This is a genomic window from Spirillospora sp. CA-108201 (assembly GCF_050936235.1).
Lineage (GTDB): Bacteria > Actinomycetota > Actinomycetes > Streptosporangiales > Streptosporangiaceae > Spirillospora.
The window spans coordinates 4,676,658-4,703,052 of record NZ_JBNJNE010000001.1 but is presented as its reverse complement, the minus strand read 5'-3'; the positions used below and the strand labels follow the sequence as shown (position 1 = coordinate 4,703,052).

General features: G+C 73.3%; 21 protein-coding genes and 1 pseudogene. 9 read left to right on the top strand and 13 right to left on the bottom strand.

All coding sequences use genetic code 11. The features are described 5' to 3' along the window. The first annotated feature begins 134 nt into the window (after nt 1-134). Nucleotides 135-572, top strand: coding sequence for a hypothetical protein (locus ACQEU6_RS22660; RefSeq protein WP_499334726.1), 438 nt, complete (start codon nt 135-137; stop codon nt 570-572). 75 nt (nt 573-647) lie between these two features. Here ACQEU6_RS22660 and ACQEU6_RS22655 read toward each other — a convergent pair whose 3' ends face one another. Beyond that, complete coding sequence (locus ACQEU6_RS22655) at nt 648-2,342, bottom strand: proline--tRNA ligase (RefSeq protein ID WP_499334725.1); 1,695 nt, start codon at nt 2,340-2,342, stop codon at nt 648-650. A 57-nt stretch (nt 2,343-2,399) separates the two neighbouring features. On the opposite strand from ACQEU6_RS22655, the gene proS reads away from it, so the two are divergent. The 3 genes from proS to ACQEU6_RS22640 all read left to right on the top strand — a co-directional run bounded on the left by proS (nt 2,400) and on the right by ACQEU6_RS22640 (nt 4,519). After that, nucleotides 2,400-3,848: a proline--tRNA ligase gene (gene proS, locus ACQEU6_RS22650; protein WP_499334723.1), complete on the top strand. Its 1,449-nt coding sequence runs from the start codon at nt 2,400-2,402 to the stop codon at nt 3,846-3,848. Nucleotides 3,849-4,163: 315 nt separating this feature from the next. Beyond that, nucleotides 4,164-4,370: a hypothetical protein gene (locus ACQEU6_RS22645; protein ID WP_499334722.1), complete on the top strand. Its 207-nt coding sequence runs from the start codon at nt 4,164-4,166 to the stop codon at nt 4,368-4,370. Beyond that, nucleotides 4,367-4,519 carry a hypothetical protein gene (locus ACQEU6_RS22640; RefSeq protein WP_499334720.1) on the top strand — a complete coding sequence of 51 codons (153 nt, stop codon included), beginning with the start codon at nt 4,367-4,369 and terminating at the stop codon, nt 4,517-4,519. The genes ACQEU6_RS22645 and ACQEU6_RS22640 overlap by 4 nt, the downstream gene beginning before the upstream one ends. 42 nt (nt 4,520-4,561) lie before the next feature. Here the strand turns inward: ACQEU6_RS22640 and ACQEU6_RS22635 are convergent, their stop codons facing one another. The 5 genes from ACQEU6_RS22635 to ACQEU6_RS22615 all read right to left on the bottom strand — a co-directional run bounded on the left by ACQEU6_RS22635 (nt 4,562) and on the right by ACQEU6_RS22615 (nt 9,027). Then, entirely contained in the window at nt 4,562-5,068 is a 507-nt protein-coding gene (locus ACQEU6_RS22635) for a DUF6328 family protein (RefSeq protein WP_499334718.1), read from the bottom strand. Between the two features lie 50 nt (nt 5,069-5,118). After that, a complete protein-coding gene (locus ACQEU6_RS22630; RefSeq protein ID WP_499334716.1) occupies nt 5,119-7,101 on the bottom strand; it encodes a SpoIIE family protein phosphatase in 1,983 nt (660 codons plus the stop codon). A gap of 112 nt (nt 7,102-7,213) precedes the next feature. Continuing rightward, nucleotides 7,214-8,032, bottom strand: a complete 819-nt coding sequence (locus ACQEU6_RS22625) for an ANTAR domain-containing response regulator (RefSeq protein ID WP_499334714.1) — start codon at nt 8,030-8,032, stop codon at nt 7,214-7,216. A gap of 81 nt (nt 8,033-8,113) precedes the next feature. Further along, nucleotides 8,114-8,536, bottom strand: coding sequence for a CBS domain-containing protein (locus ACQEU6_RS22620; protein WP_499334712.1), 423 nt, complete (start codon nt 8,534-8,536; stop codon nt 8,114-8,116). A 116-nt stretch (nt 8,537-8,652) separates the two neighbouring features. Beyond that, on the bottom strand, nt 8,653-9,027 hold the full coding sequence (locus tag ACQEU6_RS22615) for an SSI family serine proteinase inhibitor (protein WP_499334710.1): 375 nt from the start codon (nt 9,025-9,027) through the stop codon (nt 8,653-8,655). Between the two features lie 187 nt (nt 9,028-9,214). Between ACQEU6_RS22615 and ACQEU6_RS22610 the strand changes: the two genes are divergently transcribed. Next, nucleotides 9,215-9,682 carry a GtrA family protein gene (locus tag ACQEU6_RS22610; RefSeq protein ID WP_499334708.1) on the top strand — a complete coding sequence of 156 codons (468 nt, stop codon included), beginning with the start codon at nt 9,215-9,217 and terminating at the stop codon, nt 9,680-9,682. Nucleotides 9,683-10,112: 430 nt separating this feature from the next. On the opposite strand, the gene ACQEU6_RS22605 is transcribed toward ACQEU6_RS22610, so the two are convergent. From ACQEU6_RS22605 to ACQEU6_RS22595, 3 genes are all read right to left on the bottom strand, one after another. Next, a complete protein-coding gene (locus ACQEU6_RS22605; RefSeq protein WP_499334706.1) occupies nt 10,113-10,727 on the bottom strand; it encodes a sigma-70 family RNA polymerase sigma factor in 615 nt (204 codons plus the stop codon). Between the two features lie 419 nt (nt 10,728-11,146). Beyond that, nucleotides 11,147-14,317 (bottom strand): M14 family metallopeptidase, encoded by a 3,171-nt coding sequence (locus tag ACQEU6_RS22600; protein ID WP_499334705.1) that lies wholly within the window; start codon nt 14,315-14,317, stop codon nt 11,147-11,149. 108 nt (nt 14,318-14,425) lie between these two features. After that, nucleotides 14,426-15,127 (bottom strand): TetR/AcrR family transcriptional regulator, encoded by a 702-nt coding sequence (locus ACQEU6_RS22595; protein ID WP_499334703.1) that lies wholly within the window; start codon nt 15,125-15,127, stop codon nt 14,426-14,428. A 201-nt stretch (nt 15,128-15,328) separates the two neighbouring features. Here ACQEU6_RS22595 and ACQEU6_RS22590 point away from each other — a divergent pair, with 201 nt between their 5' ends. From ACQEU6_RS22590 to ACQEU6_RS22580, 3 genes are all read left to right on the top strand, one after another. After that, nucleotides 15,329-17,734, top strand: a complete 2,406-nt coding sequence (locus ACQEU6_RS22590) for an ATP-binding SpoIIE family protein phosphatase (protein ID WP_499334701.1) — start codon at nt 15,329-15,331, stop codon at nt 17,732-17,734. A 125-nt stretch (nt 17,735-17,859) separates the two neighbouring features. Continuing rightward, a complete protein-coding gene (locus tag ACQEU6_RS22585) occupies nt 17,860-18,732 on the top strand; it encodes a hypothetical protein (RefSeq protein WP_499334697.1) in 873 nt (290 codons plus the stop codon). Between the two features lie 39 nt (nt 18,733-18,771). Then, entirely contained in the window at nt 18,772-20,040 is a 1,269-nt protein-coding gene (locus ACQEU6_RS22580) for a hypothetical protein (protein WP_499334695.1), read from the top strand. Here the strand turns inward: ACQEU6_RS22580 and ACQEU6_RS22575 are convergent, their stop codons facing one another. After that, nucleotides 20,041-20,922: a hypothetical protein gene (locus ACQEU6_RS22575; protein WP_499334693.1), complete on the bottom strand. Its 882-nt coding sequence runs from the start codon at nt 20,920-20,922 to the stop codon at nt 20,041-20,043. Between the two features lie 131 nt (nt 20,923-21,053). Continuing rightward, nucleotides 21,054-22,793, bottom strand: a complete 1,740-nt coding sequence (locus ACQEU6_RS22570; protein ID WP_499334691.1) for a sporulation protein — start codon at nt 22,791-22,793, stop codon at nt 21,054-21,056. A gap of 155 nt (nt 22,794-22,948) precedes the next feature. Between ACQEU6_RS22570 and ACQEU6_RS22565 the strand changes: the two are divergent. Further along, nucleotides 22,949-23,524 (top strand): annotated as a pseudogene (locus tag ACQEU6_RS22565) (IS5 family transposase); the annotation flags it as partial. 128 nt (nt 23,525-23,652) lie between these two features. Here ACQEU6_RS22565 and ACQEU6_RS22560 read toward each other — a convergent pair. Together ACQEU6_RS22560 and ACQEU6_RS22555 are read right to left on the bottom strand one after the other, a co-directional pair. Then, nucleotides 23,653-25,017, bottom strand: a complete 1,365-nt coding sequence (locus ACQEU6_RS22560) for a M16 family metallopeptidase (RefSeq protein WP_499334689.1) — start codon at nt 25,015-25,017, stop codon at nt 23,653-23,655. Further along, entirely contained in the window at nt 25,014-26,270 is a 1,257-nt protein-coding gene (locus ACQEU6_RS22555; protein WP_499334688.1) for a M16 family metallopeptidase, read from the bottom strand. The genes ACQEU6_RS22560 and ACQEU6_RS22555 overlap by 4 nt, the downstream gene beginning before the upstream one ends. Nucleotides 26,271-26,395 lie beyond the last annotated feature (125 nt).

The following is a 26,395-nucleotide window of genomic DNA, read 5'->3' as shown; positions in this document are numbered from 1 at the left end:
CGGTGCTTCCCGTGTGCGGGGCGGGATGAGATCACTTGCCATTGATCATCAAAGCGATACGGTTCACGGTGTGCGCGATCCCAGAATGATCGCCACGAGGATGCACCAAATAAGATCTCGAAGGAGCATTCGCCATGACCGATGGCACCAGCAACCTCGCCCCTCTCGCCCCCCTCACCGACGAGCAGTACACGGAGCTGACGCGCGTCAGCGGCGGTGTGGACCGCGCGGGGTACGACGCCTACCGGCAGCAGTGCCCGGACGTCTCGCACGAGGAGTTCGTGGGCTCGCAGACGCAGAAGGCCCCGTGGCCCCTGTACGCCTTCGCCGCCGTGCGCGAGGTGGCCACGGCCGAGGAGGCCGAGGAGGTCTGGACGGCCGCGCGGGAGCGCCGCCGCACCGACGAGTTCCTCTTCGGCTACAACTGCGGCCGCAAGGCCGACCTGGCGCACGCCGACATCCTGAGCGCCGATGAGGCAGGTGTGCGGCCGTTCGAGTACACCCGTCTCCGGCAGGAGGGCAGGGACCACGACGCGGTCCTCGCCGTCGCCGGCCGGCAGTCCGACAAGTAGTCTCCCGCTTCCCGCGGGCGGCTCGACCCGGGACCGGCTTCGCTCTGCGAAGCCGGTCCTACCTTTTCGGGCGTCTCACGGCACGAGCAGGGACCGGACGTGGTCCGCCACGGAACCCAGGGCGATCTTGGATGTGTCGCCCGTCGCGCGGGGCGTGACCTCGGCGACGCCCTCGGCGAGGCCGCGCCGTCCGACGGTCACGCGGAACGGGATGCCGGTCAGCTCCGCGTCCCGGAACTTCACGCCCGCGCGCTCGGCGCGGTCGTCGATCACCACCTCGACGCCCGCGGCGGACAGGGCCGCGTAGAGCTCCTCCGCCGCCGCGGCCACGCCGGCGTCGTCGGACTGGGCGGTCACGACGGCGACCTGGAAGGGCGCGACCGCCACCGGCCACACGATCCCGCGCTCGTCGTGGTGGGTCTCGACGAGCGCGGCCATCGCGCGCTCGATCCCTATGCCGTAGCTCCCCATGACCACCGGGACGGGGCGTCCGGCGGAGTCCGTCACCTCGACGCCGAGCGCGCGGGAGTAGCGGTCGCCCAGCTTGAAGATGTGCCCGACCTCGATCGCCCGCAGCGCCTCCAGCGGACCCCCGCACCGCGCGCAGGGCTCCCCCCGCGCGACCTCGCGCAGGTCGGCCCAGGCGCCGACCTCGATGTCGCGCCCGACGTCGACGCCGCGCAGGTGGACGTCGTCGGTGTTGGCGCCGGTGAACATGTCGCGGCGGCCGCGCAGCGCCTCGTCCGCGACCACCGGGAGGGCCGCGCCGACCGCGCCGAGGCTGCCGGGGAGCGCGCCGAGGGCGTCCCGGATCTCGGCGGGCTCGGCGGCCCGGATCCCGGCGGCGCCCGTCGCGTCCGCGAGCTTCTGCTCGTTGAGCGGGTGGTCGCCGCGCAGCAGGACGAGGGTCGGCGTGCCGTCCAGGACGTGGACGAGCGTCTTGATCTGCCGGTCGGCGGGCGCGCCGTAGGCCAGCAGGTCCTCGATCGTGCGGACGCCCGGCGTGTCGAAGCGCTCCGGCGCGTCCGGCCCCGGCCCGTCCTGCGCGGCGGGCAGCGCCGACGTCGCCCGCTCGACGTTCGCCGCGTACCCGCAGGCCGGGCAGCGGACGACGACGTCCTCGCCGGCCTCCGCCGGGCACATGAACTCGGTGGAGCCCGAGCCGCCCATGGTGCCGTTGGACGCCTCGCACGCCAGCGCAGGCAGGCCGAGCCGCTCGAAGATCCGCGTGTAGGCGCCGAGGTAGGCCTCGAACGAGGCGTCCAGGCCTGCCTGGTCGACGTCGAAGCTGTAGGCGTCCTTCATGGTGAACTCGCGGGTCCGCAGGAGGCCGCCCTTGGGGCGCGGCTCGTCCCGGAACTTCGTCTGGAACTGGTACCACTGCTGCGGCAGCCGCCGGTAGGAGTCCAGCTCGCGGGCGACCGTCGCGAAGATCTCCTCGTGCGTCAGCCCGAGGGCGTGCTCGGCGCCGCGCCGGTCGCGCAGCCGGAACAGCTCCTGGCCGATCAGGTCCCAGCGCCCCGACCGCCGCCACGGCTCGGCCGGGTGCATCGCCGGCAGCAGCATCTCCTGCGCGCCGATGCCGTCCATCTCCTCGCGGACGATTTGGATGATCTTCGATCGGACGCGGACGGCCAGCGGCAGCAGCGAGTAGTGGCCCGCCGTCAGGCGGCGGACGTACCCCGCGCGCAGCAGCAGCCGGTGGCTCGGCGCGTCGGCCTCGGCCGGGTCTTCCCGCAGCGTGGGCGCGAACATCTGGGACCAGCGCATCGTGCGAGGGTAGCGAAGGGGCCCTGACCAACGCCGATGGTCAGTACCCTTGTGGCCGTGAGTCGAGAAGGTGTGACGCCGCAGAGCGAGGATTTCTCCGCCTGGTACAACGAGCTGGTGGTGCAGGCCCAGCTCGTCGACCGCGGACCGGTTCGCGGCACGATGGTCATCCGCCCGTACGGTTACCGGGTGTGGGAGCTGCTCCAGGCCGACCTGGACCGGCGCATCAAGGAGGCCGGGCACGACAACGCCTGCTTCCCGATGTTCATCCCGGAGTCCTACCTCAAGCGCGAGGCCGAGCACGTCGAGGGCTTCTCCCCGGAGCTGGCCGTCGTCACGCACGCCGGCGGCAAGGACCTGGAGGAGCCGCTGATCGTGCGGCCGACCTCCGAGACGGTCATCGGCGAGTACATGGCCAAGTGGATCGACTCGCACCGCGACCTGCCGCTGCTGCTGAACCAGTGGGCCAACGTCGTCCGGTGGGAGATGCGCCCCCGGATGTTCCTGCGCACCACCGAGTTCCTCTGGCAGGAGGGCCACACCGCGCACGCCGACGAGGACGACGCGATGCGCGAGACGATGTGGGCGCTGGACGCCTACGCGAGCGTCGCGCGCGACCTGGCGGCGATCCCGGTCGTGTCGGGTGAGAAGACGCCCGGTGAGCGGTTCGCCGGCGCCGTCCGCACCTACACGATCGAGGCGATGATGCGCGACGGCCGGGCCCTGCAGTCCGGCACGTCCCACTACCTCGGCACCAACTTCGCCAAGGCGTTCGAGATCCAGTACCAGGACGAGGAGGGCAAACTCACGCTGGCCCACACGACGTCCTGGGGCATGAGCACCCGCATGATCGGCGGTGTGATCATGACGCACGGGGACGACAAGGGCCTGGTGATGCCGCCGCGCCTCGCGCCCTACCAGGTCGTGATCGTGCCGATCGGCCGCAAGGAGCAGGGCGAGCAGGCCGCCGCGGAGGCCCGCCGGCTCGGCGCGGCGATCAAGTCGATGGGCATCCGGGTGCACGTCGACGACAACCGCCCGCAGCTGTCGCCCGGCTTCAAGTTCAACGAGTGGGAGATGCGCGGCGTCCCGATCCGCATCGAGCTGGGCAAGCGCGACATCGAGGGCGGCGTCGCCACCGTCGTCCGTCGGCTCCCGACCGTCGAGGGGCAGGGCAAGGAGCAGATCCCGCTCGACAAGGTGCCCGAGGTGCTGCCCGGGATGCTCGCCGACTTCCAGTCGTTCCTGCTGGCCAGGGCCGAGAGGTTCCGCGAGGACAACACCGCCGTCGTGGACGGCTGGGACGCGTTCGCCGCGCAGGTCGCCACCGGCTGGGCCCGCGCGTTCCACTGCGGCGACACCGCCTGCGAGGACGACATCAAGGCCGAGACGGCCGCGACCCCGCGCGTCATCGCGGCCGACGCGCCCGAGGAGACCGGCGTCTGCGTGAAGTGCGGCCGCCCCTCCGCCTACGGCAAGCGCGTCATCTTCGGCCGCGCCTACTGAGCGCACCCCCGGGCGGTCCCGCGGAGCGCGGGCCCGCCCGGGGCCCCGAAAGTTTCGGATCCTTTGTCGGTCCAGGTAAGACCAGCAGCATCGACGGGGCAAGGCGCATCCGTCTCGCGGTGCGCTTTCGATCTCCCAGCGTCCCCCGGATCCTGTAACAGGTCTTCCGCCTTCGATTTGGCTTCTCGGAGAGATGACGAAAAGGTGGCCAGCGCTGCGGCGTTGAGCCGCAGAGCAGATCTCAACGCATCCGAGGAAGTCTCATGGATTCATTCCGAAAATATCGCTGGGCGGCCTTGATCCTCGGCCTTCCTGGTGGCCGCGGGCGGTTTCCTGGCCGCCCACGACGTCAACCGGGTCCAGGTGAAGGACTGGGGCACCTGCCCGAACGGGACGAAGGTTTCGTCCTGGGACACCGGGGCGGCGGTGCCGGCCCACGGCGTCATCGTCGAGCACCTGGACCAGCCGGGGTGCTGGGTTCCCATCAAGGACCCCAGCGGCTCGGTCTCTACCAGCAGGTGATCCGCTCGCACCGCTACGTGCGCGTTGAGGGCGACGGCTTCGCCGTGACGAAGCTGGTGGACCGGCAGAACCCCGGCGACTGTCAGAAGGGGCAGCTCTACCTGCACTGCCTCTTCCCTGAAACTCCGTCGACCAAGACCACTGGTTGACGGTCGGCTTCCGAGGACTCCTTGCCGGGTTCTGCCCCCGCGTCAGGCGTCCTCGGACGCGCGGCTCTCCGCGCGGCGCCGGGTCAGGTACGGCTGGACGAACCACGCCCACCCGCACAGGAGCACCGCGACGACGACCGTGGCGACGGCGGCGGCCGCCTCGTCCGACAGCGCCTGGACGACCAGCGTGGTCGCCGCCGTCATCGACACGCCCAGCGCGAAGGCGCCGGCGATCCCGAACCGGTTCGCGCGCCGGATCAGCAGCGCCTTCTGCCCGAGCCGGAACAGGATCCGGTGCTGGATGACGGGCGCGATGAAGCAGACGGACGCGAGCCCCGCCCCGAACAGCGCGACGTAGAACAGCGCCCGGCCCACGTCGCCGACCTTCGTGTCGAAGCTCGCCGAGAACGGGACGGTCAGCAGGAACGCGAACAGCACCTGCACGCCCGTCGTCGCCACCCGGAAGCCCTGGAGGAGTTCCATCAGCTGCCGGTCCAGCCGTTCGTGCTCCGTCTCGTGGCGAGGCTTCCGTGAGGGGTCGACACTCATGAATGCCGTTTACCCGGCAAAACACCCGTCAGTCGCGCGGCCGGGTCGTTCTAGCCGAGCGTCGGCGGCTCCACCCGCAGCGCCAGCATGGACACGTCGTCGCGCAGGTCGCCGTCGCAGTAGTCGAGCAGCGCCCGCTCCACCCCGGCGAGCATCTCCTCCGGCGGCTTCCCGGCGTGCCCGGCGAGCGCCTCCAGCAGGCGCTCCTGGCCGAACTCCTGCCGCGTCATGTCGCACGCCTCCAGGACCCCGTCCGAATGCAGGATCAGCGTGTCGCCCACGGCCAGGTCGATCGTGTCGAGCCCGGCCTCGAAGTCCTCGAACAGGCCGAGCGGAACGCCGCCGCGCGACGCCGACCTGATCACCCCGTCGGCGCGGACGACGATCGCCGGGGGGTGGCCCGCGGTGCCGAGCGACACGGTGATCCGCTCGGTCTCCAGCGTCAGGCTCGCCATCACGGCGGTGACGAACCGGTCCTCGTCCAGCAGGGCCTCGTTCACGGTCCCGAGGACGTCGCCGGGACGGGCCTTCCACCGCGACGCGAGCCGGACGCAGTGCCGGGCGGTCGACGTCACGGCCGCCGCGTCCTCGCCCTTGCCGCACACGTCGCCGAGGACGAGCCCCCACCCGTTCTCGGTGCGGAACACGTCGTAGAAGTCGCCGCCGACCTCCGAACCGTGCGTGGACGTCAGGTAGCGGGCGGCCACGCTCACCCCGGGGATGGACGGGAGCGTCTTCGGCAGCAGCCCCGCCTGCAGCGTGTCCGCCACCTCGGCGCGGCGCCGGTAGAGCCGCGCCGCCCGGATCACCAGGGCCAGGTAGCGGCCGAGCCGCTGCACGACCCCGAGGTCCATGAGGTCGAACGGGCCGTACTCGCCGCTGGCCGCCAGCGTGATCGTGCCGATGGCGCGGTCGCCGTCCTCGATCGGGACGCTGAGCACCGACGTCACGCCGATCTTGCCGCACACCGGCAGCCCGTCCGGGCACATGCCGAGCACGTCGAGGTTCTCCACGTGCGGGCGCAGCGCGCTCTGCCGGGTGACGAACACGTCGTGGGGGAGGGTGTCCTCGGCGGGGTCCACCTCTTCCAGCATCCTCGCGGCCTCCACGGACCGCTCGTCCTCGGGGCCCATCACGACCTGGCGGCGCAGCACGGGCGCCGCGCCCGCCCTGGTCGCGCCGGCCTGCGCGCCCGCCGGCGGGCCGCCGCTCGCGGGGCCGGTCAGGTCGATGAACGCCCAGTCCGCCAGCTCCGCGGCCAGCAGCCGGGCGCAGCGCCGGACGGCCACCGTCTCGTTGAAGACCGGCTCGTCCAGCAGCAGCTCGCTCGCGGTGGCGAGGACGTCCATCCGGTGCACGATCGTGGCGACGGCCTCGTCGTCGCCCTGCCCGCCGTCGGCGGCCCGCACCCGGGCGCCGCCCGCCTGCGGCCGGGACGCCGCGGACCCGCCGTCGTCGGCGGGGGTGGTCGTCGGGTCGGCGGCCACCACGACCATCGGGTCGGGCTCGCCGCGGATCCACACCCGCGCGACCGTCAGCACGGCGTCGATCGGGTGGTCGCGGCCGAGGAACCGGACATTGACGCGGCGCCGCTGCCCCGTCCGGATCGCCGCCGCCAGCTGCGACCGGACCGCCGCCCGGGTCGCCATGTCGCAGAACGCCGTGAACTGCTTGCCCGACACGTATCCCGCCGACGTGCCGAGCAGCATGGCCGCCTGCCGGTTGACGCGGCGGACGTTCGTCGTCCGGTCGAGCAGGAACAGCGGCACGGGCGCGTCCTGGAAGACCGTGCGCAGCACGCGCCGCTCGTTCTCGGCGGCGGCGGACCCGCCCGGCTCCCCGGACTGCTCGCCGCCCATCGTGCGCAGCACGGTCAGCGCCAGCTCCAGCTCGACCAGCGCAGCGTCGAGCGTGGCGCGCAGGTCGGGCTCGGGCACGCCGGCGGCCTGGCGCAGCTCGCCGATGCGTCCTTCGAGGTCCGAGATCTCCCGCAGCAGGGACTCGGGCTCGAGCTGGTCAGGCCGATCGTGCATCTGGTCTCCTTTCGTCCGCGTCACCACGGTGGAACCAGGCGACTCCCGCCCGTCCCGGGCCGGACACCGTTCTACGGGGCCGCTTCACGCAGCCTATGCTCCCCGGCCGCACCTAGGGCAGGCCCTGATGACCGACGATACGCTGGGCCAGCGCGGTGAGCTTCACGTGGCGCGTCTGTGAGATGCGGCGCATCTCGGCGAATGCCTCGTCCGCGTCGCAGCCGAGCGCGTGCATGAGGATTCCCTTGGCCTGGTCGACCACCGCTCGCGCCTCGACGGCCGCCCGGAGCTGGACGGCGGTGCGGTGCACGTCGTCGTACTGCTGGCTGTTGGAGAAGGCCGCGGTGCCCTGCGCGACCAGCAGGGACGCGATCGCGTGCCGCTCGTGCCCGAGCGCCTTCGGCGTCACCCCGTACAGGGTGAGCGTGACGAGGACCCGCGGGCTCGCGTGCGGGGACGTGGCGAAGCAGCGCACCCCGCGGCGCAGCATGTCCGACATCGCCTCGGGCCAGCGGGTCTCGGCGAGGATGTCGTCGGAGGTCAGCGCCCGGCGGTCGGCCACCACGTCGAACAACGGCCCGTGCCCGCGGGACAGCTGCCGGTCGGTCACCTCGGCGAGGTCGGGATGGCTGGCCGCGGCGGCCAGCGGTTCGGGGCGGCTCTCGTCCGAGGCGGCGGCGCGCCCGTCCTGGAGGGGCATGTCCGGCATGCCGCTCGCCCGCTCGGGCGGCCCGGCCGTGCGGCCCGCGTCGCCGTGCCCGCCCGGCAGCGCCCACCGCACGCTCGCCGCGCCCGCGCACCCGGGCACGGCGCGCGCCGCGAGCTCGGTCACACGGTGCAGGGTGCCCACGTCGGAGGACTCCCCGACCATGCCCAACCGGGCGATCTCCAGCGCGAGCTGGTCCGTCAGGACCGTTTCGGTGGGCGTCACCTTTCCGAGAGTAGCCTGCCCCGAGGAATGCGCAGGCGGGAGCTGTTCGGCCGGGCGGCCCTGGTGCCTCATGGGGGAGTCCTAGTTGTTGGGCGGCGCCTTGCTGATCTCCGGAAGCGGCCCGGAATCGCCGTTCGCCAGGGCCAGATCGCCGATGCACACGATCCCGACGGGGTGGTGCTGGGCGTCCACGACCGGCAGGCGCCGGACGGCGTGCTCGCTCATCAGCCGCGCCACCGTGTCGGTGTCGTCCTCGGGGTGGACGGTGGTCAGCTCGGCCGTGCACACGTCGCCGAGCGGGGTGAGCGAGGTGTCGCGGCTCTCGGCCACCGCGCGGATCACGATGTCACGGTCGGTCACCAGGCCGCAGAGCCGCCCGGCGTAGGTGACCAGCACGTCGCCGATGCCCTCGTCCCGCATGACGCGGGCCGCCTCGTACAGCGTCGCGTCGAGCGGCAGGGACTGGGGCGCCGCCGTCATCACGTCGCTGACCCTTGATGACATAACGCGCACATCCTCCCGATTAGCCGACGCCTCGCGCGGCCCATGTGTGCGCGCCTTACCCACGGTCGGCGGCCCTATTCGGACGGTTTGTGAATCGGCCGCCGACCTGCGCCGGGTCAGAACGCGAAGATGTTCCCCGTGCGCGACAGCATGGCGCAGTCGTTGCCGTACTCGGCCCGGAAACGGGCGGGCCGGCCCTTCCACCGTCCTTCGGCGCGGGCGACCACGGGCGCATGGACGGCGGTGCACATCCGCCCGTCCGGCCGGTGCTCGAACCGCCCGCCCGCCCCGTCCAGCTCCAGGCAGGCCCGCGCCGCGTCGGGGTGCCGCCCCCCTGGCGGATCGCAACGCAGCGTGACCGTCCTGCTCCCGGACGTACTACTCCCCGGATGCGTGACGGAGAGCCGCAACGACGTCTCCGCCCCGGAAGGCGCGGCGGGCATCAGAGCCACCACCGCCCCCACGACGGCCGCACTGAAGAGATTCGGCATGAGCGACTCCCAACTACCGAAGGGACGTCGCACAAAGTATCCGACTGATGACAGTGCGTGCAGGAGAACGCCCACCCTGTAACCACCGAGCAACCACAGTCCCACCCGTCCACCACACCCAACGCCCCGCGATCTCACTCCGTGAAAAGGTGGTTGCGGTCTCAAGAAGTCTGGGACGGTCAGCCTCATGGCTACCTCCCGCCCCCGCGCTTTCCTGGGTCGCATATCCGCGTTCGCGGTGATCGGTGTGCTGTGCACTCTCGCCTGGCTGGTGCTGTACCTCCTCTTCCGGATCGCGATGCCGCCGCTGGCCGCCAACGCCCTCTCGCTTGTGATCACCACGGTGGCGAACACGGCGGCGAACCGCAGGTTCACCTACCAGGTGGTCGGGTCGGAGGGTGCGCTGCGGCATCAACTGGAGGGCGGCGTGGTGTTCCTGGTCGGCCTCGCGCTGAGCAGCGGCGGCCTGAGCCTCGTCCATGCGCTGGCGCCGGACGCCTCCCCGGCCGTCGAGATCGGAGCGATGCTCGGTTCCTACGGCCTGGCCACCGTCGTCCGTTTCGTCCTGCTAGACGGCTGGGTCTTCAACAAGAAGCGCAACGCTCCCGCGGAACAGCCGCTGACAGACTCCCCAGAACCCCAAACCGTGCCCTAGCACGACAATGCCAAGCTCCCGATCGCGGGCACCCTCAAGCAGGACCGCGAGGCGGTGGAAGCGGCATTTCGCTGACCTCAGCCACCACAACAACCCCGCGACAACCCTGAGGGCCGCGATCGCGTCCGAAGGCAGGTTCGAGCGAAGCAAGAATCTGATCGCGCAGTGAGCCGCTAGGCGAGCCGGAGCGATGCCAGCGATCGCCGCAGTGCCCGACGTTGGAGGGCCGCCAGGCCCGAAGGAGGAGAGCGCTGTAATAAACACAACAACCCCGCGACAACCTGAGGGCCGCGATCGCGTCCGAAGGCAGGTTCGAGCGAAGCAAGAATCTGATCGCGCAGTGAGCCGCTAGGCGAGCCGGAGCGATGCCAGCGATCGCCCGGCTTTATCGACGATGGAGGGCCGCCAGGCCCGAAGGAGGAGAAAAAGCCTAAGCAGCAAGAATATGGTCGCTGAGGGACTGGCGGAGCTGCTTGCGGCCTCGGTGGAGGCGGGACATGACGGTGCCGATGGGGGTGCCCATCATGTCGGCGATCTCCTTGTAGGGGTAGCCCTCGACGTCGGCGAGGTAGACGGCGTCCCGGAAGTCCTTGGGGAGGGCGCGCAGGGCGGCGACCACCTGGGAGTCGGGGATGCGGTCGAGGGCTTCGGACTCGGCGGAGCGGAAGCCGGAGGCGTGGGCCTCGGCCTGCGCGATCTGCCATTCCTCCAGCTCCTCGGAGCCGGCGCGCTGGGGCTCGCGCTGCTTCTTGCGGTAGGTGTTGATGAAGTTGTTGGTGAGGATGCGGTGCAGCCACGCCTTGAGGTTCGTGCCTTCCTGGAACTGGTGGAAGTTCACGTAGGCCTTGGCCAGCGTCTCCTGGACGAGGTCCTCGGCGTCGGCGCTGTTGCGGGTCATGCGGACGGCGCTGATGTAGAGCGGGTCGGCGAGGGGCAGCACGTCGCGCTCGTAGCGGCGCGCGTTGTCGGGCGTTGCGGTGCCGTCGGCGTCGCGGCCGTTGTCGCCCTTGGTGTTGCGGTGGACGGGCGTGGTGACAGCGGTCATCGTCGCTCCCCGTTGGTCGTGTCCCCGGTGGACGGGGACGGTTGCCTGGCGCGTGGTCGGGGGCACGCGCGGGCCGGGCGGTCGAACCGCCCCCCGTCAAGTGGTACGTGCCACCGTTCCCGGCGGGTTCGGTGTGGCCTCGGCCTCGCTTGGAGGGTGGGCCGAGGGTTCGGCGCGATCGGCGTTGCCAGAGCGACCCCGTTCAGGGACGTCGCGGGCGTTGCCCGGTCGAGCGCTTCCATCCGCCGGTGGGTCTTCCTGCCCTGTAAGACGCATGGAACGCGCCAAATGGTTGCCAGGATTCACGTGGCCTCCATCACATCGAGTCGTTTCTTGGTCAAAGTGGTACTGATCAGCCGGTATACAGTCCGGTCCCCGGGCGCCCGCCACGCGCGGGCGCCCGGGGACCGGGACGGGGGTCAGCCGAGCAGGTGGTTCAGGGCGCGTGCGGCCAGGGCCCGCGCGTCCGGGGTCTGCTCCAGGCCGAAGCCGAGGAGGACGGTGTCCCTGGTCGCCACCGAGGAGACGGAGTCGATCAGGGCCTGCGACCGGACGAACTCGGTCCCGTTGCCGGGGCTTCCGGCCGGGGCGCCCTGGACGGCCCAGGGGCCGAGGCCCGTCTCGAAGCCTTCGGCGTCGATCGGCCCGCCGGTGGTGGTGAGCCGGGTGTCGTCGACGAACAGCCCGGTCCCGCCGGTGGCGGGGTCGCTGACGTAGGAGATCGACACCTCGACCTTCTTGCCCGCGTAGGCGGCCAGGTCGAACGCGGCGGGGACCCAGCCGTCGGAGTTGCCCGTGAAGGCGTTCCAGCTGCCGGACGTCCCGGTGCCTCCGCAGGGGTTGCCTCGGGTGAGGTAGTGGGTGAGGAACGGATGCATGTCGATGAGGTAGCCCTGCTCGCACTGTTCCGGGACGGCCGTGCTCGTCCGGCCGTTCCTGTCGGGCAGGGTGGTCCAGTCGTCGGCGCCGGCGGTGTGCGCCTCGACGATGACGTTGTCGAAGCCCGTCTCGGTGCTGTAGGAGAGCCGCGCCTGCAAGCTCGGGGCCTGGGCGGCGGTGACCGAGGACAGGTCGATCGTGCGGGTCAGCCTCCGGTAGGCGCCGTCCTGGTGCGGTCCCGCGACGTACCACTGGCCCTCGACGGGTTCGGTGGGCGCGGCGGCGCCGGTGTAGTCGCCGGCCTTCCAACTGGTGAACTGGGGGAAGCCCGCCTTGGGCAGGACGGTCGAGGTGACCTGGAACCCGCCGGCCTCGTCGACCGGGTTGGTGGCGGTGCCGGTGAGCTTGGACGTGACCCCTTCGAAGGGCGGGCCCGTCCCGGCGAACCCGGTCGGCGCGCCGACGCGCTGCCTGTCGTAGGCGCCCAGGTAGTACTGGAAGAAGTCGTCTGACAGCAGCTCGCAGTCGTCTCGGAAGTTGCCCGTGACCACGCAGGGCTTCTCGGGGTGGCCCTTCAGGCCGAAGTAGATGCCGCCGCCGTTGAGCCGGCTGATCGGGCCGTAGTAGCCGGTCGTCTCACCGGTGTGGAGCAGCTTGCCGCCCTCGTTCAGGTAGGAGCGGATGGACAGCAGCAGGTCCTTCTCCCGGTCGGCGACCTGCGAGTCGTGGGCGTCGCCGAGGAAGGTCTTCACCGGGTCGTCGGCCGCGTCCTGCGTGAGCCGGTTGTCGCCGAGGTACCAGACGACCGCCTTGAAGTGCTTCAGGACGCCGAGGTCGTGCGGGACGCCGTCCCGGTCGACGTCCCAGACGAGGGGCCGGTGCTTGGCGGTCCTGACGAGGTCGGCGTACTGCGCGGCGTACCGGGGCTTGCTGGTTCCGGCGGGATAGGCCGGGTTGACGCCGGTGTAGTCCTCGTCCGCGATGACCAGGACGTCGGCCTTCTGCTGGTCGCGCACCGTGTAGGTGAAGTGCTTGCTCTCGACCTGCTTGTGGCCCTTCCTGCCGGTGAACCAGACCTCGACCCTGTCCCCGGGCCGCTGCCGCGCGATCCTGCCGCGGAACTCGGCGTAGTAGAGGTCGTTCTCGCCGGCGAACCGCTCGCCGCCGCGCCATTCGCCCACGCGGGCGCGCTGGACCCGGCCGCCGCCGATCCGGTAGCGCAGCTCCTTGGCCCCCAGCGACCGGCGGATCACCGCGGCGACCTCCTGGGAGGGGCCGTACGACGTGCCGAACGCGTCGGTCTCGAAGTCGGGCGCGGTGCGTCCCACCGAGGAGACGGGCTCGTCGGGCGTGCGCGCGGACTTGCCGACCGACAGCGCGAACGGCAGGTTCTTCTGGAACTCGCGGGCGATCAGGGCCTCGTCGTCCGGGAACTCGAAGTCGCTGGCGCAGCCGCCCGGCTCCCACGCGTCGTCCGGGTCCTCGTTCGCGGCCGTCGTGCAGGTCGCCATCTCCGGCGTGATCGACAGGGCGCCGTGGACGTTGTCGGCCTGGCCGTCGGTGTCGCCGTTCGTGGTGTAGAGCTGGGCGCCGAGTTCGGGCGTGTAGCCGGCGACGGCCGGGTGGTCGATGTCGCCGAGCAGCGCGTCGTGGATCGCGTCGTCGGGGCTGCGGGTGAGCGCCTGCCAGCCGACGCCGTGCAGGAGCAGTTCGGCGGCGGAGTGGTAGTTGACCAGGTAGGTGGGGCGGAGCCGCTTGTACAGCCCGAGCTGCGCCTTCGTCTCGGGCTCGGATCCCGGCGCCTTCCCGCGGTAGGTCTGGTTCGCGGGCTGGTCCGACGAGCCCTCGTTGTCGTATCCCCACCGGTAGGGGAAGTTGCGGTTGAGGTCGACGCCGTCCGCGCCGGTGATCCGGCCGTCGCCGTCGTTGTCGCGGGTGTTCTTGCGCCAGAGCCGGAAGCCGTCCCTGAACGTCAGGTCGTAGCCGTCCACGTTCACGACCGGCACGAACCACAGGTCCGTGGTGTCAATGATCTTCGTCAGCGCGGCGTCCGCGCCGTAGCCGTCCACGTAGTGGTGCAGCAGCCGCCGGACCATCTCCGGGGTGATCCACTCGCGGGCGTGCTGGGCGGCCTGGTAGACGACGACGGGACGCGTGCCGTCCTTGAGCCCGCGCACGCCCTTGCTGACGCGCACCGCCGTGATCGGCCGCCCCTGGCCGGACGTCCCGACGTCCACGGCCGTGGCGATGGACGGATGGTCGGCGGCGACCTTCAGGAGCTCCTCGCGGATGTTGCCCGGGCCGCTGTAGGGGCGGAAGACCTTGGGCGCGGCCAAGGCCCGCTGCCGTGCGTCCTTGCCGTTGACCTTCCTGACCGAGAGGGCCAGGCCCTGCTCGTTCAGCGCCGCCGCCTCGGTGCCGCTCATGACGGCCTCGACGTGGACGCGGTCCTTCTGCGCGCTCTTGGAGAGGCGGACGTCCTCCCGGTCGAGCGCGGAGCGGGTCAGCAGCCGCACCTGGTCGGCGGTGAGCTCGGCGGCGTAGACGTCCACGGCCGCGCCGGACGGCGACGCCTTCGGGGCCGCGTGCGCGGGGAAGGCCGTGAGCGTTCCGACGAGGAGCGCGGCCGCGGCGAGGGCGGGGGTGAGTCTTCGTCGCGAGGACGGCCTGCGCGGCCGGAAAAGCGTGCGAGGTAGGAGCGTGCGCGGCATTGCGCCTCCTGACAGGGATCACGACCGGGGGTTGCGCGATCGTCTGCCCGGGGGCAAAGGGTGTCAACGGGGCGATAGTTCCTTATATCCGCTTATGCCCGCTTTCGGTCAGGGTGGGGTGAGGTGGCCCGCCAGGACGGCCGGGACCAGCCGGGCCGCGAACTCCTCGGGCGCCGCCGGGAGCCCGGCGCCCGCCGCCACCGTCTCCGCGCCCGCGAGCCGGGTCAGGAAGGCGTGCTGCTGGCAGCCCCCCAGCAGGGCCGCGGCGATGAAGGGCAGGGGCGCGCCGTCCGCCAGCCGCCCGCGCTTCCGCTCGGCCTCCAGATATCCGATGAGGGCGGCATGGCCCATCACCGGACCCGTCGCCGGCCCCGCCGGCGGGCCGCCGGGAGGCGGCCGCTCGCCGGTCTGGCCGACTTTGGTCCGCGCGCGCGACTTGGCGGCGACCTCGTTCTGTGCTGCCCCGGGGCCGTCGCTCCGCAGCCACGCGATCAGCTCCGGGTCGGCCAGGACGGGCCCGGTCATCGGCAGCAGTTCGCCGTAGAAGCGGACCATCTCCGCCGCCAGGCGGGTGAGGTTCTCCTCCACCGTGCTCTGCCCGACCGATGCGAGCAGGTCGGTCATCGCGGTGCGCGCCGTCCCGGTCACGTCGGCCAGCGCCGCCGCGAACAGCGCGGTCTTGTTCGCGAAGTGGTTGTAGAGGCTGCCCTCGGACACGCCCGCGGTGCGGGCGATCTCCTTGGTGGTCGCGGCCGTGATCCCGCGCGCCTGGATGACCGTGACCGCCGCGGCCAGGATCCGGTCCCGCATGGGTTCCGTCCGTGTCGCCAACCCGCCCCACCTCGCTTCCCCGCTGGACGTTAGCACGGGCGGGAGGCAATGAGTGAGTGCTCACCCGGAGTCATTCGGCGGATCTTGAGCGAAGCGCGCTCACAGCATGTAGCGTCACTTTCACCGTGAGTTGCCGAAATGGCTTCCGAGCGTCGTTCCACTCGGGGGGAGGGGGACCGCATGGTGATCGCGGATCTGCTGGGCGTCACGAGGATGACGGCCATCACGGTCAACGACCGCGGGCGCATCAGCCACTGGGACGACACCGCCGCCGACCTGTTCGGCGCCGCGCGCTCGCAGGCCCTCGGCCGCCCGCCCGGCGACCTCCTGCGGCTCCCCAGGGAGCACCGCGGCGCCTTCGAGCCGGAGGCCTTCGGGCACGTCTGGTGCGGCGCCTGCACCCTGCGGCGGGCCGACAACGGGGCGCCCGCCGAGGTCGGCTGGTGGATCTACCCCATCGACGGGGCCCCGGGCGACCACGGCGTCAGGGTCCTGGCGCTCGCCGCCGACCTGCGCAGGCTCCGCCGCGACGGGATCGGCATCACCGTCGGCGACCTCCTGCTCGCCCCGCCCGGCGAGCCCGGCCCGGCCGGCGCCGCCGCCCTCCGTCCGGCCGCCGTCCGCCTGCTGCGGGTCGAGCCCACGCTCGCGGCCCCCTCGCCGGACGGGCCCGACCCGTTCGCGGGCCCGTTCGCCGACCGCCTCGCCGAGCTGCTGCCCCCGCTCGGCCCCCTCGCCTTCGGGAGGATCGCCTCGCAGATCCTCGGCCTCGGCTGCCCGGCGGTGTCGCTGGGCCTGACCATCCGGCTGCCGATCGTCCCCCACACCGAGGCCGCCCCGGCCCCCGCGCCGACCGTCCCGATGCCCCGTCCGGTGACGCGGGCCCCGGCGCCGCAGCCGCCGCGCGCCCGCCGGAACCTCTCCCACGCGCTGGAGCCGCTCGCCTTCCTCGGCGCGGCCGGCGAGCAGATCGGCAGCTCGCTCGACCACCTGCAGGCCGCCCGGACGCTCGCGGAGGTCATCGTGCCGCGGCTCGCCGACTTCGCCGCCGTCGAACTGCTCGAAAGCGTCGTCGCCGACTCCGCGCCGCCCGCCGACGAGGTCGACGAGACCACGCCGATGCGCCGCGTCGCCGTCGCCCACAACGACGAGCCCGGACGCTGGGACGAGGCCGTCCCCGAGGACGAGCCGCTGTCCCTGCCGGCCCGCACCCCGTTCGTCCAGGCCATGCGGACCGGGCGGCCCGTGCGCATCCCGTGCGTCGACGAGCCGAGGGCCGCCCGGCTCGCCGACGCGTTCGGCGCCCGCGACCTGCGGCCCCTGTTCACCGGCCGTGCGCTGCTGGTCGTCCCGCTGATCGCACGGGGCCGGGTGCTCGGCACCTTCATGCTGCTGCGCAAGCCCGACCGGCACGCGTTCGACGAGCTCGACCTCGCCATGGTCGACGAGCTGGCCCGGCGCGCCGCGCTCTGCGTCGACAACGGGCGGCTCTACCGGCGCGAGGTCCAGGTCGCCGAGGAGCTGCAGCGCAGCATGCTCCCCGACGACCCGCCGGACGTCGCCGGGGCCCGCGTCCGCTACCGCTACCGGCCCGCCGAGCAGGCCGCCCAGGTCGGCGGGGACTGGTTCGACGCCATCCCGCTGCCCGGCTGCCGGCTCGGCATCGTCGTCGGCGACGTCATGGGGCACGGCCTCACCTCCGCCGCGATCATGGGTCAGCTGCGCACCGCCGTCCGCACCCTGGCCGCCGAGGACATGCGTCCCGACCGGCTGCTGCGCCAGCTCGACGGCCTCGCCCGCCGACTCGGCGAGGACTACCTCGCCACCTGCCTGTTCGCCGTCTACGACCCGGTCGAGCGGCGCTGCACGGTCGCCAGCGCCGGGCACGTGCCGCCCGTCCTCGTCACGGCGGACGGGGAGAGCCGCGTGCTGCCGGTCCCGCCGGGCGTGCCCATCGGGGTCGGCGGCGAGCCGTTCGAGACGGTGGAGTTCAAGGTCGAGGACGGGGCCCGGCTCGTGCTGTGCACCGACGGCCTCCTGGAACGCCGCGACCGCGACCTCGACACGGGTCTGGAGGAGCTGCGCGCCCGCCTGGCCGAGACGTCCGCCGACCTCGACGGCACGTGCGACGACCTGCTCGACCGGCTCGCCGGGCCCACCCCCGCCGACGACATCGCCATCGTCGCGGTCGGGTTCGACGGCATCCCCCTCGACGACGTCGTCACCTGGCAGCTCGAAGCCGCGCCCGGCAGCGTCCCGTGGATCCGCGCGCAGGTCGGGGAGCGGCTCGCCGGCTGGGGCCTGCACGACCTCGCCGAGACCGCGCGGCTGCTCGTCAGCGAGCTCGTCACCAACGCCCTCGTGCACGGCGCCGGATCCGTGGGCCTCCGCCTGATCAGAGGGCGCACGCTGCTCTGCGAGGTGCACGACGACGGCGCCGACGTGCCGCACCTGCGGCACGCCGAGGCCACCGACGAGTCGGGCCGCGGCCTCCAGCTCGTCAGCCATCTGGCCGTCCGCTGGGGCACCCACCGCACCGAAGGCGGCAAGGTCGTCTGGTTCGAGCAGCGAGTCCCCCCGGGCTGACGGCGAGGTCGTGGGCGCGGCTCGCGGCCATGGGAGGGAATTGTCCCGTTCGCGCCAGATACTTTCCCACGTCCGCTTGGCTCTGATCGAGGTGACGCCGTTCTCCGAGGCCGCCGGGAGACGAGTTGGGTGAGACGCTGACACTGCCGGTCCCCGAGACGCTCTACGGCACCTACGCCGTGGCGCTCGCCGAACCGATCCGCGACCCGGCGGCCCTCGCCCGCGAGCAGCTGGTGCGGCGCACCCCGCCGCCGCTCCGCGACCTCGTCCTCGGCATGCTCGGCAGCCCCATGCTCACCCTCGACCAGCGTCCGGCGGGGGGCTTCCCGCCGCTGCCCGCCGACCTGCTCGCCGTGTACGGCGGCTCCCCGCCCGACGTGGCGGCGGTCGCCGCCGCGGCGCACGTCCTCGCCGTCCGCGCCGCCTACCGGCCGGGGCGGCCGCCCGCCCACGAGTGGGCGGCACGCGCCGTCGCTGGCGCCGTCGGCGCGGCCGCGTCCGCCCCGGTGATCGACGTCTTCACCCCGCAGATCCTGGCGCACGACCGGCTCTTGCGCTCCCTGCCGGACCCGGGCGGCGCCGTCCGGCTCACCGACTGGATGCTCCTGCCCCACACCGCCGGCCCGCGCGGCTCCTACATCACCACCAGGGGGCTCGCCAGGTTCGGCCTGCCCGAACTCCAGACCGAGCACGTCCCGCCGGGCCTCGTCGAGCCCTGGGGGCGCCTGCTGAACGGTCTCGCCCACCACGTCCTGGACCTCTGGCTGGACGAGCTGCCCGCCGGCGAGCAGCCCCTCGTCGTCGAGATCCCCGAAGTCGTCTCCGTCGGCCTCCAGGACATCGCCGCCGCTCAGGGCGCCGACGAGCCGGCGCGCCGCGAGGTCCCGGTGCGGCTGCGCCACGACGCGTCCCCGGACCCCGTCCTCACCGTGGCGCCCGCCGAGGACGGCCCGGATCCCCTCCGCTCCCTGTGCGCCACGCTCTTCGGGGCCCGATGAGCTTGCCTACGACCGTGATCTGAGCGCAGGATCGACAACGTGAGATTCGGCCCGCGTGACCGTCGCACCCCGCAGCCCGAAGAGCCCGGACCCGAGGAGGCCGGACCCGAGACCACCCCGCGCCCAGGCCCCTACCCCGAGGACGTCCACGTGGCGGGCAAGGGCACCGCCCCGGACCCGGCCCCGGACCAGGCCCCGGACCCGGCGGCCGAGGAGCCCCCGTCCGACTGGGTCCCCGTCCAGTCCACGCCGGAACCCGGCAACGAGCCCTGGACCCCCCACGCCCCGGTGCCGCCCCCGGCCCCGCCGCCGCCCGTCGAGGCGCCCGCGACCCGGGAGGAGCCGCTGTGGGCGACGCGCGAGACGCCGTCCGGGTTCGGCCTGGGCGAGACGTCGCCGGGCGAGCCCTGGACGCCCCGGGAGACCGGCCCCGCCCCCACGGGGCGGCACGCGCGCAGTGACGACGAGCCGTTCCTGCCGGGGAAGGGGCTGGCCGCCGAGCCGCCCTCGGTGACCGCGCCGGACATCCCGGCGCCGCAGTGGACGCCTCCGCGGCCCGGCCCCATGGCCGACCCCGAGCGGCGCAGGGCGATGGCGGACGCGTTCGTGGCGGAGTTCGTGGGCAGCACCACGTGGCAGGCGACGCTGGCCGTGCTGGAGAGCGCGTTCCCCGGACTCGGCATGGCCTCGACGCTGTCGCGCCGCACCGACGAGCTGTGGCAGACCATGGACGCCCTCGACCGGGCGTCCGCCGCCCGGCTCGGAGTGCCCGCGTGGCTGGACGACGCGGGGATCGTGCTCGACCTCAGCGCCCGCCTCGGCGTGCGGGCGGCACGGGCGCCGAGGCACGGAACGTCGCGCCCGCCCCGCGCGTCCCGGCCGTACGCGGGGGCGTTCGTCATCGACACGCTCGACCCGCTGCGCTACCACCGCGCGGTCGGCGGCCCCCGCGCGCCGCGCGACCTGCCGGGGGAGGGGGCGCTGCAGGCCCCGTCCGCGTCCGAGGACGACGACAGCGGCGTCGTGATCGTCGCGAACCTGACGTCGGCGGGCGTGCGCGTGCTCGACTCGGTGGCCCTCTGGCGCTACGCGGGCCGGGTGGTCGCCGGCACGGTGCGCGAGGCGGGCCGTCCGGAGACGCGGATCCGGGCGCGCCGGGCGCTGCGGGCCCTGCGGCGCGTGGTGGTCGTCGACCCGGACCTCGGGCTCGGCCTGTGCCTCCAGATCGACGCCGCGCGCGTCCCGCGGTGCCTTCTGGCGTTCAGGGTGGACCGGACGGACGGCGCCCCCCGCTTCGTCCGCCCCTGATCAGTCGTCCGAACGCAGCCAGGTGAGGTCGCGCTGCCGGTCGGCGGGCAGTTCGCGGATGTGCTCGACGAGCCGCCACGGCTCGGTCGGCGGCGCGCCCTCGTCCGGCAGCACCCCGCACAGCACCGCGCTCTGCGTGCTGACCGCGACGAACGGCCCGAACCGCGCGACGCCGCCGCCCCGCAGCGACGCCAGTTCGGTGAGCAGCACGGTCACCGCGGCCGAGTCCTTCGGGTCGTAGACGCCGCGCACGTAGGAGAACAGGTCTTCGGCGAGGACGTCGGGCCGCCGTCCGGACATCTGGTACACGGTGCCCCAGTAGGTGCCGGTGGCCTGCTCCGAGCGCTGGTCGCGCAGCCGGACGCGCAGCCCGCACTCGGCGGCGCACTGCTCGTAGGACTCCGCGAGCAGCGCCTCGCCCTCCCCCTCCTCGCTCAGCAGCACCCCGGTGACCACGCCCTCCTCCCGGTCGAGCCGGTCGAGCATCTCGCGGTGCAGTTCCTGGACGTCCTGCTCCACCGCGTCGAGCGTCCGCGCCAGCGCGCGCTGGGAGTCGCGGTCGAGGTCGAGGCCCGCCAGCTCGTCGGACAGGTCGCCGACCTGCTTCTCCAGCCGCTCCACCCGCTCGGTGACGGACTCCAGCCGCTCCGTGACGTCGGAGGGCGGCCCCTCGGCCTGCGGCGGCGGGATGGGGATGCCGACCGGCTCGGTCGCCTCGTCCACCACCCGTTTGAGCCCGTCGTGGTCACGCGCGAGCTCGTTCAGCTGTTTCCGCAGGTTGCGCAGCTCCGCCTGGGCTTGCGGTAGCCGTTTGTCGGACGCCAGGTAGAGCTCGCGTCCGGCGATCGCGAGGCAGAGCAGAACCAGGATCACGGTGGTCATGTGACTCCTCGGGAAGCAGGCTGCGCTCACGACGATAACCACCCCCGGCCGGGTTGGCCGAGTGCGCAGCGGATCCCGTCCGAAACGCCCCTTTTTCCTCTACCCCGCGGGCCTCTCGGCTACCCCCGGGATCACCCGAAGAGGCCGCCCAGGAGACCGCCCAGGATCTCGGCGGCGCCTCCCGCCAGTTCGCCCGCCACGTCGCCCGCGATGTCCCCGGCGATGCCGCCCGCCGCGTCCGCGATCACGTTGCCGGCGACGTTGCCCGCGTACCCGACGACGGCGTTGCCGAAGGCGTCCACCGGGGCGCCGGCCACGTAGCCCGCGACGTTCTGCGCGTATCCGGCCGCGTCCACCGCGCCCAAGGCCATGCCGCCCGCGACTCCCGCCGCGGCGACGCCGCCGACCAGGCCGGCCGCGGCGACGCCGTGCCCGAGGTGACGGTGCCCGTGGTAGCCGGGCGGACCGTGATGGACGTGCGCCGGCGGCGGGTGCCCGTGGGGCGAGTACGGCGCGGGCCCCGGCGGCGCGGGCGGGGGCGGCCCGGCGTGGGCGGCGGGTGCGTACGGCGCCGGCCCCGGCGGTGCGGGAGGCGGCGTGCCATGCGACGGCATTCCGTGCTGAGGTGCGGGAGGCGGCGTGCCATGCGACGGCATTCCGTGCTGAGGTGCGGGAGGCGGCGTGCCATGCGAGGGCATTCCGTGCTGAGGTGCGGGAGGCGGCGTGCCATGCGAGGGCATTCCGTGCTGAGGTGCGGGAGGCGGCGCTCCATGGGGGCCCGGAGGCGGCGCCGCATGGGCCGGTGCACCGTGCGACGGCATCCCGTGAGCGGGCATCGGCGAATGCGCGGGCGGCGGGAAGCCGTGCCCGGGCGCCGGGGGCATGCCGGACGCGGCCGGCGCGTAACCGGGATTGGCCATGGGCGCGGGCTGCTGCTGTCCGGGAGCCGGCGCCGGAGGCGGGAACTGGTGGTTGCCGTGCGACCCGTACTCGCCGGGCCCGCCATAGGCCGCGGCCTGCGGCGGTGGCGGCGGGAACGCCGACTGGCCGCCGGGCGGCGGCAGCGGCGCCTGACCGGGAGGCGCCGGGGGCCCGCCCGGAGCCGCCGACCCGGGCCGGGACGACCGGGGCAGCGCCACCGCCGCCTCCAGCCACTGGCTGATCTTCGCGTTCCAGTCGGTCTCGGCGGCCTCGGCGTGCGGCACCGTGAAGACGCCGAACGACTCGTCCTGCGGGGTGTCGCGGTCCTCGGCGCGCAGGACGAAGGCCATGGCGCGCGGGCTGGCGACGAAGCTCAGCCCGACCTTCTCGATCCGCCCCTGGTGCGACGACGGCGGGTTGAGGTGGATCTCCTGGTGGAACGGCAGCTGCTGGGACACGCCCCGCAGCTTGGACGACTCGAACGTCACGTTCGTGATCTGGAAGCCGAGCCGGGCGATCGAGGCGAGGACCCACTGCTGGGACTCCAGCGGCTCCACCGAGATCGGGTCGATGTCGCCCGGATCGGGCTGCCCCGCGACGTCGATCTCGGTGCACATCCCGATGGTGAAGCCCGGGAGCTCGTGGCCGAGGACCGTCGTGAACGGCAGCTCGTACGGCAGCGGGATGGAGAACGCCAGGTCGCGCTGCCCTCCGGCGTCCAGGCGGAACCCCCGGGTGAGGGCGCCCCGGTACACCTCGCGCCCCGCCGTCTCCCCGCCGTGGTCCCGCATGCGCGGCATCAGCGCGAGCGTCACCTGCCGGATCTCCGCGGGCCCGGTCCCGCCGCGCAGATGCACCTTGCCCGCCACGACCCCGCCGGGTTTGCAGTTCGGCTCAGCAAGGATCGTGTCGACGGACGGTCCACCGCCCGCCATCTGCCCGTAGGACACCGGCCGTTCCCCTCTCCCGCCGCGAGGCGAAAACCCCGCGCCCACCACCCGCACGGCCCGGACGGCACGCACCGGAAACTTAGACCCCCTCCACCATGCCACCGGTTCACCCCGCCGGGATCAATCCCACAATTTCCCACCAACCATTGGCACGCCAGACGGGCGTATGGGAGCGGCTGCGCCGTCTTCTGCTGGAGGAACTGCACGCCGCCGGGCGGCTGGACTGGTCCAGGGCGCTGATCGACAGCTCTCACGTCCGGGCTTTGAAGGGCGGCCAAGAACCGAGCCGAGCCCGGTCGACCGTGGCCGGCCGGGCTCCAAACACCATGTGCTGACCGACGGGCACGGCACCCCGCTCGCCCTGTCGCTGACCGGCGGGAACCGCGGGCGACGTCACTCAGTTGATGCCGCTGCTGGAGGCGGTGCCGCCCGTCCGGGGCCGGGTCGGCCGGCCTCGGCGAAGACCCCGGCGGCTGCTGGCCGACCGCGGCTGCGACCACGACGAATACCGGCGCCTGGTCTGGGCCAAGGGCATCAAACCGGTCATCGCCCGTCGTGGATCCCCGCACGGCTCCGGCCTGGGCGTCCACCGCTACGTCGTCGAGCGCACCATCGGCCTGCCGCACTGGTTCCGCCGCTTACGCATCCGCTGGGAGATCCGCGACGACATCCACGAAGGCTTCATGACCCTCGCCGCAGCCATCATCTGCCGGCGACGCCTCGTCCGCTGATTCTGGTACGACCTCTTAGGCCCGTGTGTGCCGATTTGTGTTTGTTGGGGCCCGGTGGTGGGGCGGTCGGCGCGCTTGGGGGCGCGTGCGGAGTGGTGGGGCCCGCACGCGCGGCGCGTCTGGTGGGGTCAGGTTTCCTTGGTGGTGACGGTCACGGGGGCGTAGGCGAGTTTTTCCAAGGGCTCGCGGATTTGGGCGGCGTCGCCCACGGCGATGATGGTGAGGGCCTCGGGGTCGATGTGCTTGCGGTAGGCGCGGGCCACGCCGTCGGGGGTGGAGGCGCGGACCGCGGCCAGGTAGGCGCTCGGGTAGTCGGCGCCCAGGCCGTTGGCGGACACGTCGGCCAACTCGGCGGCCACGGCGCGGGCCGTCTCGTACTCGGCGGGCGCGCGGTCGGCCAGGGAGCGGACGGACGAGCCGTGCTCCTCGGCGTCGATGCCGCGGGACACGATGCCGCGCAGCTCGGTGAGGGCGTCGGCGACCGCGTCGGCGGTGACCTCGGTGTGGACGGCGCCCTGCGCGATGAACAGGCCGCAGTGCCGCATGCGGAGCAGGCCGGCGCGCATGCCGTAGGTGTAGCCCTTCTCCTCGCGCAGGACGGCGTTGAGGCGCGACGTGAGGCCGCCGCCGAGGACGTGCGACGCGACCATCAGGGACGGCCAGTCGTGGTGCGAGCGGTCGGGGACGCCGTGGCCGAAGTTGAGGTAGGTCTGCACGGAGCCGGGGCGGTCGACCACGACGATCCGGGCGGCGGACTCGGGCGTGATCCGGTCGGCGGTCGGGAGCGGCGCGGCGGAGCCCGCCCAGCCTTCCAGCGCGGCGGTGAGGGCGCCGTCGGCGTCGGTTCCGGCCAGGTCGCCCGCGACGACCGCGGTCGCCTCGGCGGGGACCACGGAACCGTAGAAGTCGCGGACGTCCGAGCCGCGCAGCGCGTCGACCGAGCCGGGGGTGCCGCCGGTCGGGCGGGAGACCCGGGCCTGCGACGGGAAGATGACGGCGCGCAGCTCGCGCATGGCGCGCGTGCCGGGGTCGGCGTCCTCCTGGGCGATCTCCTCCAGGCGCTCGCGGACGAGGCGCCGCACGTCGGCGTCGTCGAGGGCCGGGCGGCGGACCACCGAGGAGAACAGCTCCAGGGCCGCGCCGAGCCGCGTGGTCGGGACGTCCAGCGCGATGCGCAGGGCGGTCAGGTCGGCGTGCGCGTAGAGGCTGGCGCCGAGCCGCTCGAACGCGGCGGTGAGCGCGGTGCCGCCGCCGGGCTCGGTGCCCTCCAGCAGGGCGCGGGAGGCCAGCGTCGCGACGCCGTCGAGGCCGGACGGCTCGCGGCCGGCCCCCGCGTGCAGGACGAGGCGGACGGCGGCGAGCCGGCGGCCGGGCAGGTCGCAGCGCAGAGTCGCGGGCCCGGCCGGGACGCGGCCCGGGGTGCCGGCCGGGAACGCCCAGGCCGGGACGGGCCCGGGGACGGGACGAGGCTGCAGTGCAAGGCCGCTGCTCACGAGGTGCCTCCGTAGGTCAGGACGGTGCGGGCGCCGGGGGCCAGCCAGCGGCCCGCCATCTCCTTGATCGCGTCGCCGGTGACCGCGGCGGCGCGGCCCGGGGCGGTGAAGACCCGGGCCGGGTCGTCGAACTGCGTCGCGTTCTGCGACAGCGCGTCGGCGAGGCCCGTCACCGTCTCGGTCCGCTCCAGGAAGCCGCGCTCGGCCTGGGCGGTGGCGCGGGCGGTCTCGTCGGCGTCGGGGCCGTGCGCGGCGAACCGTTCGAGCTCCTCGTCCAGCACGGCCGCGATCTTCTCGGGGTCCGGGCCGACGGCGTCCACGATCGCCAGGGACTGCCCGGACGCGAGGCGCGTGACCCCGGCCCACACCTCGGTCGCGATCTGGTCGCGCCGCACCATGCGGTCGTAGAGGCGGGAGCCGGAGCCGCCGCCGAGGATCTCGACCGCGAGCTCGGCGGCCTCGATGTCGTCGCCGCCGTCGGCGGGGAGCGGGAACATCGCGAAGTAGGCGGGGGAGGGGACCTCCTCGTCGACGCTCTCGCCGCGGACGCCGGTCAGCGGCCCGAGCTCGCCGGGGCGCGCGGCGGGCTGCTCCGGCCCGGACGGCAGGCCGCCGAAGTAGCGCTCGACCGCCTCCAGGGTCTTCTCCGGGTCGACGTCGCCCACGACGGACAGGACGGCGTTGCCCGGCGCGTACCAGGTGGCGAAGAAGTCGGCGCAGTCGTCGAGGGTGGTGGCGTCCAGGTCTTCCATGGAGCCGATGGGTGTGTGCGCGTAGGGGTGGCCTGTCGGGAACGTCAGCGCGCACAGGCGCTCGAAGGCCGTCCCGTAGGGCTGGTTGTCGTAGCGCTGGCGCCGCTCGTTCTTCACCACGTCGCGCTGGTTGTCGAGGTTGGCCTGGGTCAGCGCGGCCGGGAGCGTGCCCATCCGGTCGGCCTCCAGCCAGAGGGCGAGCTCCAGGTGGCTGACCGGCACCGTCTCGTAGTAGTTGGTGCGCTCGAAGGCCGTGCTGGCGTTGAAGGCGGCGCCGGCGCTCTCCATCAGCGCGGCGTGCTCGCCCTCGGCGACGTTCGCCGAGCCCTGGAACATCAGGTGCTCGAAGAGGTGCGCGAGGCCGGTGCGGCCGGACCGCTCATGCCGCGAGCCCACTCCGTACCAGATGTTCACGGCGGCCAGTGGTACGACGTGGTCTTCGCAGACCACCACGCGCAGGCCATTGCCGAGCGTGTGCTCATGCAGCGGCTGTTCTGCCACGGAGCGCTCCCGTCCGTTCGATGGGCCGGCCAGCACCGCGCGTCGGGAGGCTTCCCAGGCGGCGGGCTTGATCTCGGTCTCACCGTACCGGGTGCGCCCGGTGGGGGGAGCGTCGGCGGAAACTG